This window comes from Streptomyces sp. A18 (assembly GCF_059026065.1).
In genome coordinates this window covers 149,411-166,845 of the sequence record NZ_JBWLKL010000010.1, presented here as the reverse complement: position 1 = coordinate 166,845, position 17,435 = coordinate 149,411, and the positions used below count along the sequence as shown (strand labels likewise).

The following is a 17,435-nucleotide window of genomic DNA, read 5'->3' as shown; positions in this document are numbered from 1 at the left end:
GCATGGAGACGAACACGGAACCCCGCCCCGGATCCGGCCACCCGGCCGCCACCCCGGAGTCAGCACGGCCGGAGCCGCGCGCCCTCGCCACCGAGGCCGTGCACGCCGGGCGCGACGACCTCGCCGGGCTCGGCCTGCACGCCGCGCCGATCGACCTGTCCACGACCTACCCGTCGTACGACACCCGCGGCGAGGCGGCGCGCATCGACGCCTTCGCCGCCGACGGCGCCCTGGACGACGGACCGCCCGTCTACGCCCGCCTCGCGAACCCGACCGTGGCCCGCTTCGAGACGGCCCTGGCCCGGCTCGAAGGCACGGAGAGCGCCGTCGCGTTCGCGAGCGGCATGGCGGCGCTGACCGCGGTCCTTCTCGTACGAGGAGCGGCGGGCCTGCGCCATGTCGTCGCAGTCCGCCCGCTGTACGGGTGCAGCGACCACCTCCTTACGGCGGGGCTCCTCGGCTCCGAGGTGACCTGGGTCGACCCCGCGGGGATCGCCGATGCCATCCGCCCCGACACGGGCCTGGTCCTTGTCGAGTCGCCCGCCAATCCGACCCTCGCGGAACTCGACCTGCGCGCGGTGGCGCACGCCTGCGGCACGGTGCCGCTGCTCGCCGACAACACCTTCGCGACGCCCGTCCTGCAACGGCCGGTCGAGAGCGGGGCCCGGCTCGTGCTGCACAGCGCCACCAAGTACCTCGGCGGGCACGGCGACGTCCTGGGCGGAGTGGTCGCCTGCGACGAGGAGTTCGCGCGGCAATTGCGGCAGGTCCGGTTCGCCACCGGAGGCGTGCTGCATCCGCTCGCGGGATATCTGCTCCTTCGCGGCCTGGCCACGCTGCCCGTGCGGGTGCGTGCCGCGTCCGCCAACGCGGCGGAGCTTGCCCGCCGTCTGACCGCCGACCCGCGCGTGCGCCGCGTGCACTATCCGCGGCTCGGCGGCGCCATGGTCGCCTTCGAGGTCGACGGCGACCCGCACGCGGTGACCGCCGGGGTGCGGCTGATCACCCCGGCGGTCAGTCTCGGCAGCGTCGACACGCTCATCCAGCATCCGGCGTCCATCAGCCACCGGGTGGTGGACGTGGCGGACCGGCGTGACTCCGGTGTGAGCGACAGCCTGTTGCGTCTGTCCGTCGGGCTCGAGGACGTCGAGGACCTGTGGCAGGACCTCGACCGCGCCCTCGGCCCTCAGCCGTCAGGCACCCGCGCGTCAGCCGCAGCGTCCCGGGTCAGTGCTGCTCCGCCCGCCCCTGGTCCTGCGGCCGCTCCTGCTGGTCGTACGGCAGCCGCGAACTCACCGGCGTAGCTTCCAGGCGGGCGGTGATGACCAGCGTGCCCTCCTCGATCTGGTAGTCGAGGGGAAGCCCCAGGCCGCGCATCGCGGCGACCATGCCCGTGTTGGACGCCTGCGTCACCGCGTACACGCTCTCGCAGCCCGCCTCGACCGCCATCGCCACCAGGCGGCCGAGCAGTTCGCTGCCGATGCCGCGGCGCTGCCAGTCGTCCTCGACGAGCAGCGCGATCTCGGTCTCGTCGCCGTCCCAGAGCAGATGGCCGAGGCCGACGATGCGGCCGGACGCGGTCCGCACCGCCAGGGTGCGGCCGAACCGCGGGCTGAGCAGGTGGTTGAGGTAGCGGTCGGCGTCCGGCACGGGGCCGTGGTAGCGCATGCCGAGGGTGCGGGGCGAGCAGCGCTCGTGCATGGCCTTGGCCGCGTCGACATCGGCGGTGTCGGCCCGGTGCACGGTGATGGAACTGCCCTCGGCGAGCGTCAGTACGTCCTGGCTGCGCGGGATGCGCGGGCCGAGCCGGGTGTCGAGCTCGACCAGGGCACGCGCGCGGGCGAACTCGGTGGGCGTGAACGGCAGGTACGGCCGCTCCACGGTGATCACTTCGCCGTCCGGTGCCCGCAGCCGCAGCACCGTCCCCTCGCCTTCCAGCGCCCCCTCGACGGGCGCGCCGTCCGCGGCCTTGTCCGCCCGTGGCCCGGACGGCGTGCCCTGCGCCTTCGCGGGCAGCGACCGGATCGTGCAGCGGCCCAGCAACTGGCGCAGGGCGAGCGGTAGTTCGGCGGCGTCCAGGGCGGTGCGGGTGGCGAGGCCGAGGATGCGGGTGGGGGCGTCCACCAGGTCGTGGGCGTCCGCACGCTCGATCCAGGTGCCCGAGCCGCCCGCGTGCGAGACGCCGCGGGTGATCTCGGCCGCGGGCAGGTCGGCCGGCGCGCGCAGCAGGAACTCGTCGACGGTGCCTTCGGCCAGCGGGTGCGCCTGGAGACTCAGGATGTCGACCTTGCCGTGGGCGAGGGCCGTGCACAGGGCGGCGAGCGAGCCCGGCTCGTCCCGCACCGTCGTGCGCATCCGCCACAGTGCCGTCGCCCCTGCGGACGACTCCGTGGCGATGGCACCGGCCTGTTCCATGGAGGTCACGGGCCCGGTCCGGTGTCCGGCCGCCCGCTGCCCGGCGGTGTGCGGCCGGGCGCCGGTATCGTCCGCCGTCGGGGGTGCGTGGTTGTGGCGGCGTGCCCACCATGTGTGGAACCCGACCGTGGCGAGCAGCACCACGGCCGAGATCACGAGCAGGGCGGGGCCGTCGGGGCCGTGCCCGATCATGTTCGCCACCGCGTCCGCCACGGCCACGGCCGTGAACAGGGCGGCGAGCTCCACCAGATCCCGCCGCCAGTGGTGAACGGGACGGCCATGTTTGGTTCGCTTCACATCAGACATGTCAGCACTCATACAGCCACTGTGGAGGAAGGGTGTTGCGTGATCACGAACCCTTTGTGACTGATGGGTTAAGAGGCCTTCTGTCCGTTTGGTTCAACTTTGCTCATTCTTGGTGTCGGGACGTGACCCCTCGTTGTCCGTTCGGGGGCGGAATCACTGCTGTCCCACCCGGCCCGGCCGCAGCACCTTGCTGAACAGCACGCCGCCGCCCTCCTGCCGCAGCCGCACGGTCAGCTCCCCGCTGTCACCGTCGATGTCGACCTCGCCGAAGTACTGCGGGGTCTCGGCCGGCGAGGTGTTGGCGCGGTTCGGCGCCTTCACGAAGCGCTGCTCGGCGCCGAACGTCCCGTCGAGCTTGAGGGCCTGGAAGCCGCCCGCGGCCAGCGGCCCCGAGACGAACTCCCAGAACGGCGCGAAGTCCTTGAACGCCGCGCGCGAGGGGTCGTAGTGCTGCGCCGACGTGTAGTGCACGTCGGCGGTCAGCCACACCGTTCCGGTGACCTTGCGGTGCTTGATGTGCCGCAGCAACTCGGCGATCTGCAGCTCGCGGCCGAGGGGAGCGCCGGGATCGCCCTGCGCCACGGCCTCGAAGTTCGCCGAGCCGTCGGGCACGACGAGGCCCAGCGGCATGTCGGACGCGATGACTTTCCAGGTGGCCCGCGAGCGCGACAACTCCCGCTTGAGCCACTGCAGTTGCCGGGCGCCCAGGATGCCGGTGGAATCGTCGGGCTGCCTGCCTGGCGAGTTGGCGTTGCGGTAGGAGCGCATGTCCAGGACGAACACGTCGAGGAGCGGTCCGTGCCGCAGCACGCGGTACACCCGGCCGCCCTCGTCGCCCGGCGGGAGCGTGGAGATGGGGTAGTACTCGCTGAACGCCCGCAGCGAGCGTCCGGCGAGGACGTCGACGTCCTTCTCCGTGTAGCGGGGGTCGGTCAGGATCTGCCCCGGGTACCAGTTGTTGCGCACCTCGTGGTCGTCCCACTGGACGATGGAGGGGACCTGCGCGTTGAAGCGCCGCAGGTTCTCGTCGAGGAGGTTGTAGCGGAAGGCGCCGCGGAACTCCGCGAGCGACTCGGCGACCTTCGACTTCTCCTCCGTGGTCACGTTCCGCCACACCCTGCCGTCGGGCAGGGTGACGCTGGGCAGGATGGGCCCGTCGGCGTAGATGTTGTCGCCGCTGCACAGGAAGAAGTCCGGGTCCCTGTGGCGCATCTCGTCGAAGATCCGCCAGCCGCCGCGGTCCGGGTTGATGCCCCACCCCTGGCCCGCGATGTCCCCCGACCACAGGAAGCGCACACCGTCCTTGCGTCCCTTGGGCGTCGTACGGAAGGTGCCGGTGACCGGCTCGCCGGTGCGTCTGGGGTCGTCGGGGTCGGCCAGGATCACGCGGTAGTGGATCTGCTCGCCCGCGGGAAGACCGCGCAGCCGCGTCGTCCCGGTGAAGTCGGTGTCCGGGCCGAGCACCGGACCCTTCCAACGGGTGGGATTGCGGAACGACTCCGTGGCGGACGTCTCCACGATCATGCGGGCCGGACGGTCGGAACGCACCCACACCAGGCCCGCGTGCGCCGTCACGTCACCGGCCTGCACACCCCACTCGGCCCGCGGGCGCCCGGAGCGGGCGAACGCCGGAGCGGCCCCGGCGAGCGTCGGCACGGCAAGCGCGGCCGGCACGGCGAGTGAACCGCGCAGCACACTGCGGCGGCGAGGGGATGGGCTCGGCTGAGGGTGTGACATGAAAGCGCCTCCAGTGACAGGTCCGACCAGTGTGCAGGGCCACAACTAGTGGTGCGCGGCGGCGCACACACAAATCCCAAGTGAACAACTGCCCATGGGTGGAAGGGAACCGGTGTGCGAGGCGGAGGTCTCAAGTCGCACGGCGTCGGCCGTACGACCGAGGGCGGACGGCCCATGCCGAAGGATCGGCTGCTGTCTACGCTCGGCGGCAGCGGTGCGCACCGGAGCGCACGGTGTCCGAAGGGGGAGTCCCATGCCGGTCAACGGTCAGAGCCACATCCGCGTCGCTCGCCCGTCCCGCGACCTCGTGGCGGCGGAGCGGTTCTGGGTGACGGGCCTCGGTCTGGACGTCGTATGGCGTTCGGCGGGCGGCGACGCGCCCGGTGAGCACGACCTGCTGATGGTCGGCCGGCCGGACGCCTCCTGGCATCTCGAGCTCGTGCACGAGGCGGGCGAGCCGGTCCTGCCCCGCCCCACGGAGGAGGATCTGCTCGTCATCTATCTCGACGAGCCGGTCCCCGACGAGTTGGTGGCCCGCCTCGAAACGCATGGGGGAACACGCGTCAAGTCGCCCAACCCGTACTGGAACGAGTGGGGCGTCACCGTCGAGGACCCGGACGGCTACCGCTTGGTGCTCTGCACGCGCGCCTGGTCCAACCAGCGGGTCCAGCGGGCCCAGCGATCTAGCGGGCCCGGCGGATCTAGTGGATCTGGCCGAGCGAGGCGTCGTCTGAGGCCGGCGAAGATACGGCGCACGGGCGCAGGACCATGAGCGAGTCTTCCGGGGTCGCCACCATGGCGAAGGGGAAACGGTCGAGCTCGACACAGAGCGCGACGTCATCGGGATGGACTCCTTGACGTACGCCCTGTGTCAGTTCGACGGCCGCGCGGGACTCGGCGGCGCGACGGAGGTACCCGGCGGCATCCGTCCCGGCAGCCTGGGCGGCCCCGGTCTCGGTGGCTCGTCGAGCGATGTACTGAGCGCACGCGAGGTCTTCATCGGCCTGCCCGTCCTCGCCGGTGACCACGAACGTCACGCTGTCGCTCGCGCGCGCCCGCAGGAGCCGAGCCGTCGCCTCCGCCACCACGAAGCCGGCGCACAGCACCAGCGGCGCCTCCTTGACCGCGAGGGCGCCGACCGTGCCTGCCGTGGTCTTCTGCACCACGGTCCGTCCGTCGAGGTCGGCGGAGCGCAGTATGCCCGGTGAGTTGACCAGGTCGAACCCTGGCGCGTGCGGACCGTCCTTGAGCGCCACCCACTCCGGACGGGAAGCCTTGAGCGCCAGTGCCTCGTCGAGCGACTCGGCAAGAACGATCTTCTCCGCCCCCTGGCCGAAGGCCCAGGCCGCCACGGTGAAGGCACGCATGACGTCGACGACGACCGCCACGGACGGAGCCTCGGTCAGCTCGGCGATACCAACGAATCGAGTGTCCATGCGCGTCATGATCGCCCACGCCCGTCCCAGGGAACCCCGTGGGCCCCCTGGGACGTGGACGTGGACGTCGGACCGCTCAGCCCGCGGCCGGTGCGTGTCCTGCGTTCATCGGTACGCCGGCCGAGGACTGTGGCGTCTCCTGCGACTCCTCACCGGGGCGGGCCACCTCTCCCGCGTCGGCGCGGCGGACGAGTTCGGTGAGCCAGCCCGGGGCCTCGCCGCCGTCCACGACGGACCCTGCCGGAGGCGCCGATCGAGCCTCGGGAGCGGTGAAGTAGCCGGTCGTCACGGACTGCTCGGACCCCGCCGCGGGGGCGGGCCCCGCGTCGACGGCGCCCGTGGTGTCCCGCTCCACGGAGAGCTGCCGCTCCGTCCCGGCCGCCGGGGCCGCGCCCGCGTCCTCGGCGATCGTGATGTGCACCTTCATGGCCGTTCCCCCCGCCTAGTTGAGAACCGCGTACCGGCCTTCGAAGTTCATCTGGGTGCTGCCGACGTTCTTCACGGTCAGCCAGTACGTGACCGCCGTGGCCGAGGCCCGCTCGACCTCGGTCTCCCACTCGATCTGGGGGCTGCCCGTCTGCGGTGTCGTCGGCATGAAGTACCAGACGACATGCCAGCCCTGCGGCCAGCCGAAGGTGAACCAGCGCCCGGTCTGCCCGGGGTTGAGTGTTCCGGTGAACTGTGTGCCTACTCGCATCGTCGTTTTCCTCTCACCATCCGAGAACCGCGAACCGGGCCTCGAAGTCGACCGAGTCGGCCACGAGGTTCGTCACGTCGATCCAGTACGTCGCGTAGGTGTCGTTGGCCCGCTCGACCCGGACCCTCCAGCGGACCTGCGGGGCGCCGGGGCGCGGACTGGTCGGCACGACCGTCCACACCACGTGCCAGTGGGCGGGCCAGTTGAAGGTGAACCAGCGGCCGGTGCGGTGCCCGGCGAGGGCGCCCCGGAACTGGACGCCGACCCAGCTGCTGGTCTGCAGCGCGGCCGGGACGAGTTGGCGCAGGTCGGGTCGCCTGCCGATGCGCTGGGTCGCCGGACGCCCCGGCGCGTCCTGCTGCGGTGAGCCGGTGGCGCGCAGCAGTTGACGGGCCCGCGACGGCGACAGCGGGATACGGGCGTTCGCGCGCAGGACGCCCTGGGTGCTCGCCAGCGCGCCCACGACGATCGGCGACGCGCTGGACGTACCGCTGAAGCGGTCCGTGTACCAGAAGTCCTGGTCGTCGCCCGCCTGGAGGTCGCCGTAGCCCGTGGTGGTCACTTCGCGTCCCCAGCCCTGGGCGTCCACGCAGGCGCCGTAGTTGGAGAAGTCGAGGCGGGACCGGTCCGGGCCGTGCTGTCGCCCGTGGGTGCCGGGCGGCGGTGCCCCGGCTCCGACGATCACGGCGCCCGCGTCCAGCGTGGAGCGCCGGAAGGGGTTGCGCCACCAGGAGGGGAAGCCCGCGCGTGGGGTGTCGTAGTCGGCGTGGTCCAGATCCTCCGCGCCGTTGCCCGCGGCCTCGACGACGGTGATGCCCTTGTTGACGGCGTAGCGGATGGCCAGGTAGTCGTCGGGCCACCACTCGACGGCGATGTACCCCACCTGGCCGACGCCGGTCGCGTGCGGCCCCGCGCGGTGGATCTCCAGCAGGATGATGTCGCCGGGGCCCAGACGGTCGGCGGCGTTCCGGATCGCCGTGGCCGTGGGGATGGAGAAGGCGGACGCACTGGTGACCGCGTCGGGCGCGATCCCGGTGATCCCGAATGCGTTGACGTCGCCGCCGATCTCGCCGAGCACTGCGGTGCCGTGATCGGTGCTCGTGCTCCCGGTGCCTGAGATGATGCCGCCCTGGTTGAGCCGCAGGTCCTCGTGGGTGAAGCGCCAGCCCCACTCGCAGTCGATCACCCGGACACCCGCGCCGCGCCCACCGGACAGGGTCCACGCGTAGCGGGCGTCGACGCCGCCGGGAGCCACGTCGAGGTAGCCCTGGCGTGCGGTGAAGTCCGGGGTCACGGGCGGCGCGTCGGCGCCCGTCGGCTGCATGTCGTTGAGCGGCGGGAGCTCGGTCTCGTCGCCCTTCTTCTTCGCGGTGGCCCGGGTGACGGCGAGCGCGGCGCCGGGCTTGACGTAGGCGCCCTCCACGGCGTCCGACGCGCGGAGGCGCTCGGCCAGCGCGTCCAACTGGTCTTCGGGGGCGTCGACATGGAAGAAGAGTCCCATGCGGTCGAGGATCTCCCGCGAGACGTCGTCGGCCCCGCTGTCCTCCGACGGAGCCCCCGCCAGGGCGCGCAGCCTCTCCTGGTCCGCGCCGAACAGTGGCCTGATGATGACGTCCTCCAGGGCCGCCACGGCGTCGAGACCGCTCACGGAGACGTCCGCGACGGCGGTCGCGCCGCTCGATGTGATGCGTACCCCGGCGTCGGCGCGCGTGACGCACACCAACTCAGGGCGTCCGGAGGGTGGTTCGAATCCTGGAGCCGGGCGGTTGTTCCCCCGGCTGTTCCCCGCACCTGATCGCTGTGGCACAGCTGACTCCTCACCACGTTACGGAAGGTCCGCCGGTGGTTTCACATAGGCGGCCTCGACTGCCGGATGGCCGCGCAGGGCCGTGGCGACGGCCTCGGCGTCCATGTCGGCGGGGACGGCGACCCGTTGCCATCCGACGAGGGCCGGGTCGCCGGCGCCGGGGTGCAAGGGCTCCGCCGTGACGCCGAACCGCCGCTCCAGAAGGCTCCGGACGTCCCCGGCATCGCGGATGTCCCCGGCATCGCGGACGTCCGCGGCGCCCGCCGTCGCGGGACCCGTCGGCGTACGGAGCTGGACGATGACTTCGGCCTCGGCCACGGATCTGCCCTCCGGACGCCTCAAGTGCCGTCCCCGAGCGGGTCGCTCGCGGTCACGGGGCCCGGCCGACCCTAATGACGGGCCGTCACCGGACCGTCGCGGCGCCGTCACCGCGTCGGTGGTCCGAGGCGTCAGTGGTCGACGCCTCAGTGGTCCGACGCCTCAGCGGTCCACCTCGGCGGGGAGCCGTACCCCCTCGGCGATCTGGGCAGGCGTGAGGTGGGCGTAGCCGAGCACCAGATGCACCCCGGAGCCGTCCGCCGAGCCGTAGTCGCTCAGCGGCCGGACCGCGACCCCGGCCGCCGATGCCCGTCGCAGGAAGGAGTCCTGAGGTCCCCAGCACTCGGGCAGCCGGGCGATGACGTGCAGTCCGGCGGCGATGCCGGTCACCTCCGCCCCGGGAAAGTGCGCGTCGAGCGCCACGACTAGCGCGTCCCTGCGCTCCCGGTAGGCGCGCTGACAGCGGCGCAACTGGCGGTCGTAGTCGCCGCGTTCGACGAAGCGCGCAAGGAGCGCCTGGTCGAGCACGGGATTGCCGAGGTCCATCATGCGCTTGCGGGCGACGATCTCATCGGTCATCGACTCCGGCACGAGCAGCCATCCCAGCCGCAGCCCAGGAGCGAGCGACTTGCTGACCGAGCCGGTGTACGCGACGTGTTCGGGGTCGAGGCCTTGCAGCGCGCCCACCGGGGCGCGGTCGTAGCGGAAGTCCCCGTCGTAGTCGTCCTCGATGATCAGACCGTCCACGGACCGTGCCCAGTCGAGGAGTTCGGCCCGCCGCCGTGCCGAGTAGCCGATGCCCAGCGGGAATTGATGGGCGGGCGTGGTGACGACCGCGCGCAGACCCTGTTCCCGCAGTACGTCGGTGACGACGCCCTCGTCGTCGAGCGGGACCGGCACCGTGGCGACGTCCGCCGAGGCGAAGAGATCGCTGTGCTGAGGGCTTCCGGGGTCCTCGACGCCGAAGGTCCGCACCCCGCGCGCATGCAGCACGAAGCCGACGAGCGCCATCGCCTGCGCCACTCCGGAGCACACGACGATCCCCTCGGGGTCCGCGACCACGCCCCGGCGGCGGACGAGCAGTTCGGCGAGAGCCGTACGCAGCCGGGGCAGACCCCGCGGGTCCGGGTAGCCGAGCGCGTGGTGGGGCAGTTCGGCCAGGACGCCGCGGTGAGCGGCCGCCCACGCGGCGCGCGGGAACAGGGACAGGTCGGGGGTCCCCGGGATGAAGTCCACGCGCGCGTGGACGGGGCGCGGTGCCAGATCGCGCGCGCCGCGTGCGGCCTTCCGCGCCGCGCCGCCCACCCAGGTGCCCGCGCCGCGGTCGCTGCGCAGGTAGCCCTCCGCCGTCAACTGCTCGTACGCCTCGGTGACGAGCCCACGTGAGACGCCCAGGTCGGCGGCGAGTTCACGACTGGACGGCAGTCGCGTCCCCGGCGCGAGCCGCCCGGACCTGACCGCCTCGCGCAGCGCCGACTGGAGGCTGCGGCCACGGCTGCGGGCGGGTGCGGACGCGGCGGGGAGCAGCAGCTCCCAGGCGGCGGACCCGGGGGCCCGGCCCGAACCTGATGTCACGGGTTGCGCCTCCTGACTGTGACCGCGGATGGCCGAGGGCCTGCGAAGTGGTCCCCCGAACCAAAGTGGTCCCCGAACAGGCCCTGGAAGTGGACCTTAAACCGGGCCGCGTCCGTTCCTAACGTCAGGGGCATGAACGCGAACCTCACCCGCGGCTCCTTGCTCGCGGCCCTCGCCTGCCTCCTCGTCGGCGGCTCCTTCACCGCCAACAGCCTCCTCGGCGACTACCCGTACGCGGGCGGCCAGTTCCTGCGCTACGCCCTGGCCTGCCTGCTGCTCCTGCCGCTGCTCGGGCGGGGCGGCACGGCGCCGCTGCGCCGCCTCACGCGGCGCCAGTGGGGACGGCTCGCGGTCCTCGCCGCCGTGGGCATGGTCGGCTTCAACCTGGCCATCCTCGCCGCCGAACGCACGGCGGAACCTGCCGTACCGGGTGTCTTCGTAGGGTGCGCTCCGGTCGTCGTGGCGGTCGTCGTGCCCCTCCTTGCGGGCCGGCAGCCGCAACGGGCGGTCATCTACGGGGCGTTGATCGTCGCCGCCGGAGCCTTCACCGTGCAGGGGTGGGGCCGCACGGACGAACTCGGAATCATCTTCTCCGTGGGCGCGCTGGCGGGCGAGGTCGGCTTCGCGGTCCTCGCCGTTCCCGTGCTGCGGCCGCTCGGCCCGAAGCTGCTCTCCGCCACGGTGTGCGGGATCGCCGCCGCCGAGTCCGCCGTCATCGGTGTCCTGACCGACGGCGGGGACTGGCTGCGGGTGCCGGACAGCACCGAGGCGGCGGCACTGCTGTGGCAGGCGGCGATCGTCACCGTCATCGGGTTCGTCTGCTGGTACTCGGGCATCCAGCGCATCGGCGCCGAGCGTGCGACCCTCTTCTCCGGCCTCATTCCCGTCGCGGCGGCCTTCACCGCCCCCTTGGTCGGCACCGGCACCTACGGCGTCCCGCAGGCCGTGGGGAGCGCGCTCGTCGGCGCCGGGGTGGCCCTGGGCTCCGGGGTGCTAGGCGGTCGGCACGCGGCGGCACGTGTCGAGGACGACGCGCGCGACGAGCGCAGGATCGTCGTTCATCGGGACGTGCCCGCAGCCGGGAAGCCGCACCAGACGGGCCTCGGGGACGGCGCGCTTGGCGCGGACGCCCTGGCGGCGCAGCAGGATACGGTCGCGCGTGCCCCACGCGACGGTGACCGCGACCCCGGGCACGTCGTTGCCGAAGAGCACGTCGCGTCCGGCGGCGAGGGTCTGCTCGAACCCCTTGGCCGCGCGCAGCGCCAGCGTCTCGGCGACGACGGCCTCGGGTGAACGGCGCCCCGGGCGGGCGTAGATGGTGCTGGTCAGCGCCGCTCGCCCGGCGGCGGTCCGCGAGAGCCGCTCGATCAGCGGCAACGGAAGGAGCCGCGCCCCGTGCCGCATCGCGAGCAGGGTGTTGAACGCGTACCGCCGCTCGCCGGGCGTCCAGAAGCCGGCGGGGGACAGCGCGGTGACCGAGCGCACGAGCTTCTCCCGGCCGAGCTCCAGGGCGAGCAGACCGCCCAGCGAGTTGCCCGCCACGTGCGGCCGCTCGATCTCCAGCGCCTCGCACAGCCCGCCGAGCACGGACACCACCGTCGATATGTCGTACGGAAGCCCGTCGGGGAGCGCGGGGGACTCCCCGAAGCCCGGCAGGTCGACGGCGATCACGTCGTACTCGGCGGCCAGGATCTCGAACACCGGGTCCCACGCCTGGCGGTGGTGGCCGATGCCGTGCAGCAGGAGCAGCGGCTCGCCCTCGCCCGCGCGTTCGTACACGACGGACAGCGTCCGCGGGCCGTCGGACGATTCGACGCTGAAGGACACCTCTGCGGCCATTGCTGCTCCTGTCCCCGCCGCCGTGCGGCGGTCCTCAGACACCTTAGACACCGTGTCAGCAACAATTACCGCTCAGTAGCCTCCAGTTCAAGGGGGTGGGCCGGGCAGTCGCGCCAGTGTGGGGCGCGCCGCACCCCTATCGCCTGGACAGCGGGTGCTCCGTCGGCTGGGATGGACGTGTGGCAACCGATACCGCGACCGACGTCTTCGAAGAGCACCGGCCCGTCCTGATGGGTGTGGCCTACCGCATGCTCGGCCGGGTGGCCGACGCGGAGGACATCGTGCAGGACGCCTGGCTGCGCTGGTCCACGGCCGACCAGGCGCATGTGCGCGAACCGCGCGCCTACTTGGTGCGCGTCACCACCCGGCTCGCCATCGACAGGCTGCGCCACGTGCAGTCGCGGCGCGAGTCCTATGTGGGCCCGTGGCTCCCCGAACCGCTGGTCACCGACTACGGACCGGTCGTCCCCGACACCGCCGAACAGGCCGTGCTCGCCGACTCCGTGTCCATCGCGGTCCTGGTCGTCCTGGAGTCCCTCTCGCCCCTGGAGCGCGCCGTGTTCGTGCTGCGGGAGGCCTTCGGGTTCCCGTTCTCGGAGATCGCCGTCACGCTGGACCGCGGGGAGTCGGCCGTGCGGCAGCTCGGGGCGCGGGCCCGCAAGCACGTCGACGAGGGCAGGCCACGCTATGAGGTGGACCCGGGCGAGCGCCGTGACCTGACCGAGCGGTTCCTCGCCGCGGCGACCAGCGGCGACTTGACCGGCCTGATGTCCCTGCTCGCTCCGGACGTACGTCTCGTCGGCGACAGCGGCGGGAAGGCCAAGGCGCCGCTGCGCGTCATCGAGACGGCCGACAAGGTGGGCCGTTTCCTCGGCGGCGCGGCCCGCAAGGGCGTGCAGGGGGCAGGGGAGCCGGAGTTCAGGCTCATCGAGATCAACGGCGCCGCGTCCCTGCTCATCCTGGTCGACGGCAAACCGGACAGCGTCATCCAACTCGACGTCACCGACGGGCAGATCGCGCACGTCTACATCATGCGCAACCCGGACAAGCTGCTCGGCCTCCCCTTCTAGCCGAGGCCTGGCCGGATCGGCTCCGTAGCGCCAGACGGCAAACCCCCGTCCACTTGGGGCGGGGGTTTTGTCGTGTTCGCTACGCGCGCGTGGCCGGACGCCAACATCGCGTGAATGCTCTGTGGCGTCGCCCCTGTGCGGGCTGTAACGGATCGAGGATTGGTCTTGACCAAGGGTGGGTGCCGCTCTATCGTCGCAGAGATAGTGCAGGAACCTTTAATAAACAAGGGCGCTAAAAAGCCGCCGGCACACGGCGATTGCGGAGGACAGGGTGGGGACCACGCAGCTGGAAACGGCGCCGGAGCCGAAGTACTGGCACCTCAAGACCGTGCTCAGCGAGGCACTCGACTCAGAATTCGCCGTCGGCGAGATCCTGCCCAACGAGCGTGATCTCGCGGCCAGGTTCGGCGTGGCACGCGCCACGCTCCGCCAGGCACTCGAACAGCTGGAGCTGGAGGGCAGGCTGCAGCGCCGCCGCGGGGTCGGCACGACCGTCGCCCCGCCGCGGATGGGTGTGGCCGTCGGATCCGCACAGGGCACCTGGCCGGGCGAGGTCGGCGACGCCTGGCAGCCCGCTGACTGCGCACCGGCGGTCCCGCCCGCCGAGGTGGCCCGCATGCTGGCGGCTCACCCCGATGAGCAGGTGCACGTGGTGCGTCGTACGCGCGTCTCGCACGGCCAGCCGGTGGCCGCCGAGCTGCTGTACGTATCGATGTCGTCCGTCCCGGAGCTCTTCGCCATCGACGCCCCGTCCGGACCGTCACGCGCGCGTGGCGTGCTGCGCGAGCTGCACCGGCTCGGCCTCGAAGGGCAGGACCGCGCCGTCGAGCTCGGTTCGGCCCGCGCGGACGACGCCAAGGCGCTCGACCGGCTCCCCGGAGCCCCGGTCCTCGTCGTGACGACCCGCTTCTTCGCCGAGGGACGCACCGCCGCGGTGTCCGTGGCAACGTACCGCGCCGACACCTGCCGCCTCACGTTCGGTGACGCGGGCGGCGTCGAGATCCACCACGGCCCGGAGCGCCAGGCTTCCTGACGTCGCTTCCCCGTCCACGGCCCGGCGCCTCAGCGCCGCGCCGTGACCGTCCCCTCCACCGCGAACAGCTGCTCCTCGACATGGTCGAGGGCCAGCCGCAGCGCGCCCGTAGCGACGGCTGCCTCGCCGAGCACCGACAGGGCCACTCGGGGCGGTCGCAGGCAGTAGCGGGCCAACTCGCGGCGCAGCGGCTCCAGTACACCGTCAAGACCGGCCGCCCAGCCGCCCACGACGACCAGTTCCGGATCCAGGGCCAGTACCAGCGCCGCCACGTCGTGCACCAGACGCTGGATGAACCGCTCGACGGCCTGCCCCGCCCGCTCGTCGCCCTCCCGCGCGTGGGCGAACACCTCCGCCACCGCCTGCTCGTCGAGCGGGTGCAGCGGCTCGTCCGTGGTCGAGAGGAGCGTCTCCGGGGTCACGTCACGGCCCAGCAGATGCAGGGCGCCGATCTCTCCGGCGGCGCCGCCGTACCCGCGGTGCAGCCGCCCGCCGATCAGCGCCCCGGCTCCGGGGCTGAGCCCCGCGAGGACGAACACCATGTCGTCGACCTCGGTCGCCGCGCCCTTCCAGTGCTCGGCCACGGCCGCCGTGTTCGCGTCGTTCTCCACCAGGACCGGGCACTTGAAGGACCGGCGAAGGCGCTCGCCCAGCGGGAGGCCCGTCCACTCGGGCAGGGCCGTGCCCAGGCGGACCGTTCCGTCCGCCTCCACGATGCCGGGGCTGCCGACACCCACCGCGCGCAGCGAGCTGCGGGCGATCCCGCCACGGCGCAGGAGATCGGCGACCACCGTGCGCAGACGCTCGATGCGTTCGTCCGCCGGGGCCGTCTCGGCCACGTCCTTGGCCGCCGTGCCCATCACCCGGCCGTCCAGGTCCGAGAGGACGGCGGCGACGCGGTGCGGGCCGATCTCCAGGCCGAGCAGATGCCCCGCCTCGGCGCGGAAGCGGAACCTCCGGGCGGGCCGTCCCTGGCGTCTGGCCGCGCCTTCCTCGGCGGCGGTCTCCACCACGAGCCCGGCCTCGATGAGCCCCTCGACCACGCCCTCCACGGTCGGCCGGGAGAGCCCGGTCACCCGGGTGACCTCGGTGAGCGTCGCGAAGTCCGCCGCACGCAGCGCGTGCAGCACCACCGCGGAGTTGATCCGCCGCAGCAGAGAGGGGTCCCCGCCGGTCAGCCGCCCCAACGTCCGTCCTCCCAGCTCGTGCGCATGATGGGCGGATCGTACTCGCAGGGGCCGACCGCTGCGAGTGCCGGGCCCATCTGTGACGGACAGTGCCGGTCGGCCGTGCTCACCCCGGCGCGACGAAACCGGATTCGTACGCGGCGATGACCGCCTGCGTCCGGTCGCGCGCCCCCAGTTTCGCGAGCACGGAACTCACATGGGACTTGACCGTCTCGGCGCCGACGATCAGCTCGGCCGCGATCTCCGCGTTCGACAGGCCGCGCGTCATGAGGCGCAGTACGTCGGCCTCGCGCTCGGTGAGCGCCGCCCGGTCCAGGGCGGCCCTGGCCTCCGCGTTGCCGGGCCGCCGCCCGTACTCGCCCGCCAGTTGCCGCACCGCCGCGGGGAACAGCAACGACTCGCCCTCGGCGACGAGACGGACCGCGTTCACGATCTCCGCGGGCCGGGCGCGCTTGAGCAGGAAACCGTCGGCACCCGCGCGCAGCGCCTCGTACACGTACTCGTCGTTCTCGAAGGTCGTCACCACGAGGATCTTCGGCGGGTCCTGCACGGTGCGCAGCACCGCGCGCGTGGCCTCGATGCCGTCGAGCAGCGGCATGCGGACATCCATGGCGACCACGTCGGGACGCAGCCGGCGCACAAGTGGAATCACCGCGGCGCCGTCCGCCGCCTCGCCGACCACCTCGATGTCGGGCTGCGCCTCCAGGACGGCGCGCAGTCCGGCCCGTACGAGGGGTTCGTCGTCGACGAGGAGGACAGTGACCGGCATCCGGTCAGCCTAGATCACCCGAGGGGCAACTCGACGTGCACCTGCCACTGGCCCTCACTCGGGCCCGTGGTGGCCCTGCCGCCGAGCAGCGTGGCCCGTTCCCGGATGCCGCGCAGACCGCTGCCGCCACGTCCGGTCGGCGGCGTCCCCTGGGGGAGCAGGTTGCGCACCTCCATGGCGAGCACTCCGTCGCCCACCGCTATCCGCACCCGCACCGGGACCGGCCCGGAGTGCCGCAGCACGTTGGTGAGCGACTCCTGGAGCATGCGGTAGCCCTCGCGGGACACGGTTCCAGGGACGCTCTCCAGAGGGCCCGTCACCTCGGTGTCAACCTTCGCTCCCGACGCGCGGGCCGACTCCAGGAGACGGTCGGCGTCGGCGAGCGTGGGCCGCCGGCTCGCGGGCCGCTCGTCCTCGCGCAGTACTCGTAGGACACGCTCCAGGTCTTCGAGGGCGGCCCTGCCCGTCTCCTCGATCGCGTCCAGCGCGCGGTCGGTGAACTCCGGGTCGGCGGCTGCCCGCGCGGCGCCCGCCTGGACGACCGCCACGGTCAGCGCGTGCCCGATGGAGTCGTGCAGTTCGCGCGCGATGCGGGTGCGTTCCAGGAGCTGCTCGGTGCGCTCCTCCAGAGCGGCGAGGCGCTCCACCGGGGAGGGCCCGAGCAGCCGGCGCGCGGTCCACGTCGTCAGCCGGCCCGCTGCCACCATCACCGCCAGGAGCACCGCGAGCGGGATGGGCACGAACAGCGCGTTGAGCGGGTTCTGGCCCGGCAGCGGCACGAACAGACCGGACGCGTCGCCTGGCTCGGACGTCGACCCCACCAGGGCCAGCGCGATCCCCAGGAGCTGCACCGTCACGAAGACCGCCACGCAACCGGCCTCCAGGCGCAGCACGGCCCACAGCGCGGTCCTGCACCGGTCGCGCCACGACGCCGAGGGAGCCACGGAGATGCCGGGATCCTCGTCGTCACCCGGCACGCGCGCGTGCCGCCCCGGGAACAGCATCAGCCGCGCCTGGAGCCCCTCCGCCCGACGCAGCGATGGCACCAGCAGAGCGGCCGCCACCACGAGCGGGATCGGCTGGAGCGCGATCATGATCCAGCCCCCGACCGAGGGACCGCTGAGCCCCGGCGTGATGAACGCGCCGATGAAGGCGATGGCCGAGCCGATGAGCAGATGCAGCCAGCGGGTGTAGGTCACCGCCTGCGTGAGCGGCCTGAGGAAGCGGGGCATCCCGTCATCGTGCC

15 protein-coding genes and 2 pseudogenes are annotated in these 17,435 nt (G+C 72.6%); 5 read left to right on the top strand and 12 right to left on the bottom strand.

The genetic code is table 11. The features are described from left to right. Positions 1-2 precede the first annotated feature (2 nt). The gene (locus AC5P1C_RS18730; RefSeq protein ID WP_493866992.1) at positions 3-1,304 is read left to right on the top strand and encodes a trans-sulfuration enzyme family protein; all 1,302 of its coding nucleotides are present in this window, start codon (positions 3-5) and stop codon (positions 1,302-1,304) included. On the opposite strand, the gene AC5P1C_RS18725 is transcribed toward AC5P1C_RS18730, so the two are convergent. Beyond that, positions 1,228-2,721 carry a GNAT family N-acetyltransferase gene (locus tag AC5P1C_RS18725; RefSeq protein WP_493866991.1) on the bottom strand — a complete coding sequence of 498 codons (1,494 nt, stop codon included), beginning with the start codon at positions 2,719-2,721 and terminating at the stop codon, positions 1,228-1,230. The two genes, AC5P1C_RS18730 and AC5P1C_RS18725, sit on opposite strands and share 77 nt — an antisense overlap. Positions 2,722-2,874: 153 nt before the next feature. Beyond that, on the bottom strand, positions 2,875-4,458 hold the full coding sequence (locus tag AC5P1C_RS18720; protein ID WP_493866990.1) for an alkaline phosphatase D family protein: 1,584 nt from the start codon (positions 4,456-4,458) through the stop codon (positions 2,875-2,877). Positions 4,459-4,711: 253 nt separating this feature from the next. Between AC5P1C_RS18720 and AC5P1C_RS18715 the strand changes: the two are divergent. Then, positions 4,712-5,116: pseudogene (locus AC5P1C_RS18715) on the top strand (VOC family protein); the annotation flags it as partial. A gap of 43 nt (positions 5,117-5,159) precedes the next feature. Here the strand turns inward: AC5P1C_RS18715 and AC5P1C_RS18710 are convergent. The 6 genes from AC5P1C_RS18710 to pdxR all read right to left on the bottom strand — a co-directional run bounded on the left by AC5P1C_RS18710 (position 5,160) and on the right by pdxR (position 10,291). Beyond that, positions 5,160-5,894 carry a 2-phosphosulfolactate phosphatase gene (locus AC5P1C_RS18710; protein WP_493866989.1) on the bottom strand — a complete coding sequence of 245 codons (735 nt, stop codon included), beginning with the start codon at positions 5,892-5,894 and terminating at the stop codon, positions 5,160-5,162. Between the two features lie 76 nt (positions 5,895-5,970). Next, positions 5,971-6,321, bottom strand: coding sequence for a hypothetical protein (locus AC5P1C_RS18705; RefSeq protein ID WP_493866988.1), 351 nt, complete (start codon positions 6,319-6,321; stop codon positions 5,971-5,973). A 15-nt stretch (positions 6,322-6,336) separates the two neighbouring features. Then, entirely contained in the window at positions 6,337-6,591 is a 255-nt protein-coding gene (locus AC5P1C_RS18700; protein WP_493866987.1) for a hypothetical protein, read from the bottom strand. A gap of 13 nt (positions 6,592-6,604) precedes the next feature. Continuing rightward, positions 6,605-8,311, bottom strand: coding sequence for a S8 family peptidase (locus tag AC5P1C_RS18695; protein ID WP_493866986.1), 1,707 nt, complete (start codon positions 8,309-8,311; stop codon positions 6,605-6,607). Between the two features lie 105 nt (positions 8,312-8,416). Further along, on the bottom strand, positions 8,417-8,716 hold the full coding sequence (locus tag AC5P1C_RS18690; RefSeq protein WP_493866985.1) for a hypothetical protein: 300 nt from the start codon (positions 8,714-8,716) through the stop codon (positions 8,417-8,419). 162 nt (positions 8,717-8,878) lie between these two features. After that, a complete protein-coding gene (gene pdxR / locus AC5P1C_RS18685) occupies positions 8,879-10,291 on the bottom strand; it encodes a MocR-like pyridoxine biosynthesis transcription factor PdxR (protein WP_493866984.1) in 1,413 nt (470 codons plus the stop codon). A gap of 132 nt (positions 10,292-10,423) precedes the next feature. On the opposite strand from pdxR, the pseudogene AC5P1C_RS18680 reads away from it, so the two are divergent. Continuing rightward, positions 10,424-11,212, top strand: a pseudogene (locus AC5P1C_RS18680) (DMT family transporter); the annotation flags it as partial. A gap of 72 nt (positions 11,213-11,284) precedes the next feature. Here the strand turns inward: AC5P1C_RS18680 and AC5P1C_RS18675 are convergent. Further along, positions 11,285-12,130: an alpha/beta fold hydrolase gene (locus AC5P1C_RS18675; RefSeq protein ID WP_493866983.1), complete on the bottom strand. Its 846-nt coding sequence runs from the start codon at positions 12,128-12,130 to the stop codon at positions 11,285-11,287. A 179-nt stretch (positions 12,131-12,309) separates the two neighbouring features. On the opposite strand from AC5P1C_RS18675, the gene sigJ reads away from it, so the two are divergent. Then, positions 12,310-13,200, top strand: coding sequence for an RNA polymerase sigma factor SigJ (sigJ, locus tag AC5P1C_RS18670; protein WP_493866982.1), 891 nt, complete (start codon positions 12,310-12,312; stop codon positions 13,198-13,200). A 271-nt stretch (positions 13,201-13,471) separates the two neighbouring features. Continuing rightward, complete coding sequence (locus AC5P1C_RS18665; protein ID WP_493866981.1) at positions 13,472-14,233, top strand: GntR family transcriptional regulator; 762 nt, start codon at positions 13,472-13,474, stop codon at positions 14,231-14,233. Between the two features lie 29 nt (positions 14,234-14,262). Here the strand turns inward: AC5P1C_RS18665 and AC5P1C_RS18660 are convergent, their stop codons facing one another. The 3 genes from AC5P1C_RS18660 to AC5P1C_RS18650 form a co-directional block, all read right to left on the bottom strand. Further along, complete coding sequence (locus AC5P1C_RS18660) at positions 14,263-15,420, bottom strand: ROK family transcriptional regulator (RefSeq protein WP_493866980.1); 1,158 nt, start codon at positions 15,418-15,420, stop codon at positions 14,263-14,265. 106 nt (positions 15,421-15,526) lie between these two features. After that, positions 15,527-16,189 (bottom strand): response regulator transcription factor, encoded by a 663-nt coding sequence (locus tag AC5P1C_RS18655; RefSeq protein WP_493866979.1) that lies wholly within the window; start codon positions 16,187-16,189, stop codon positions 15,527-15,529. A gap of 14 nt (positions 16,190-16,203) precedes the next feature. Beyond that, positions 16,204-17,421, bottom strand: coding sequence for a sensor histidine kinase (locus AC5P1C_RS18650; protein WP_493866978.1), 1,218 nt, complete (start codon positions 17,419-17,421; stop codon positions 16,204-16,206). Positions 17,422-17,435: the final 14 nt, after the last annotated feature.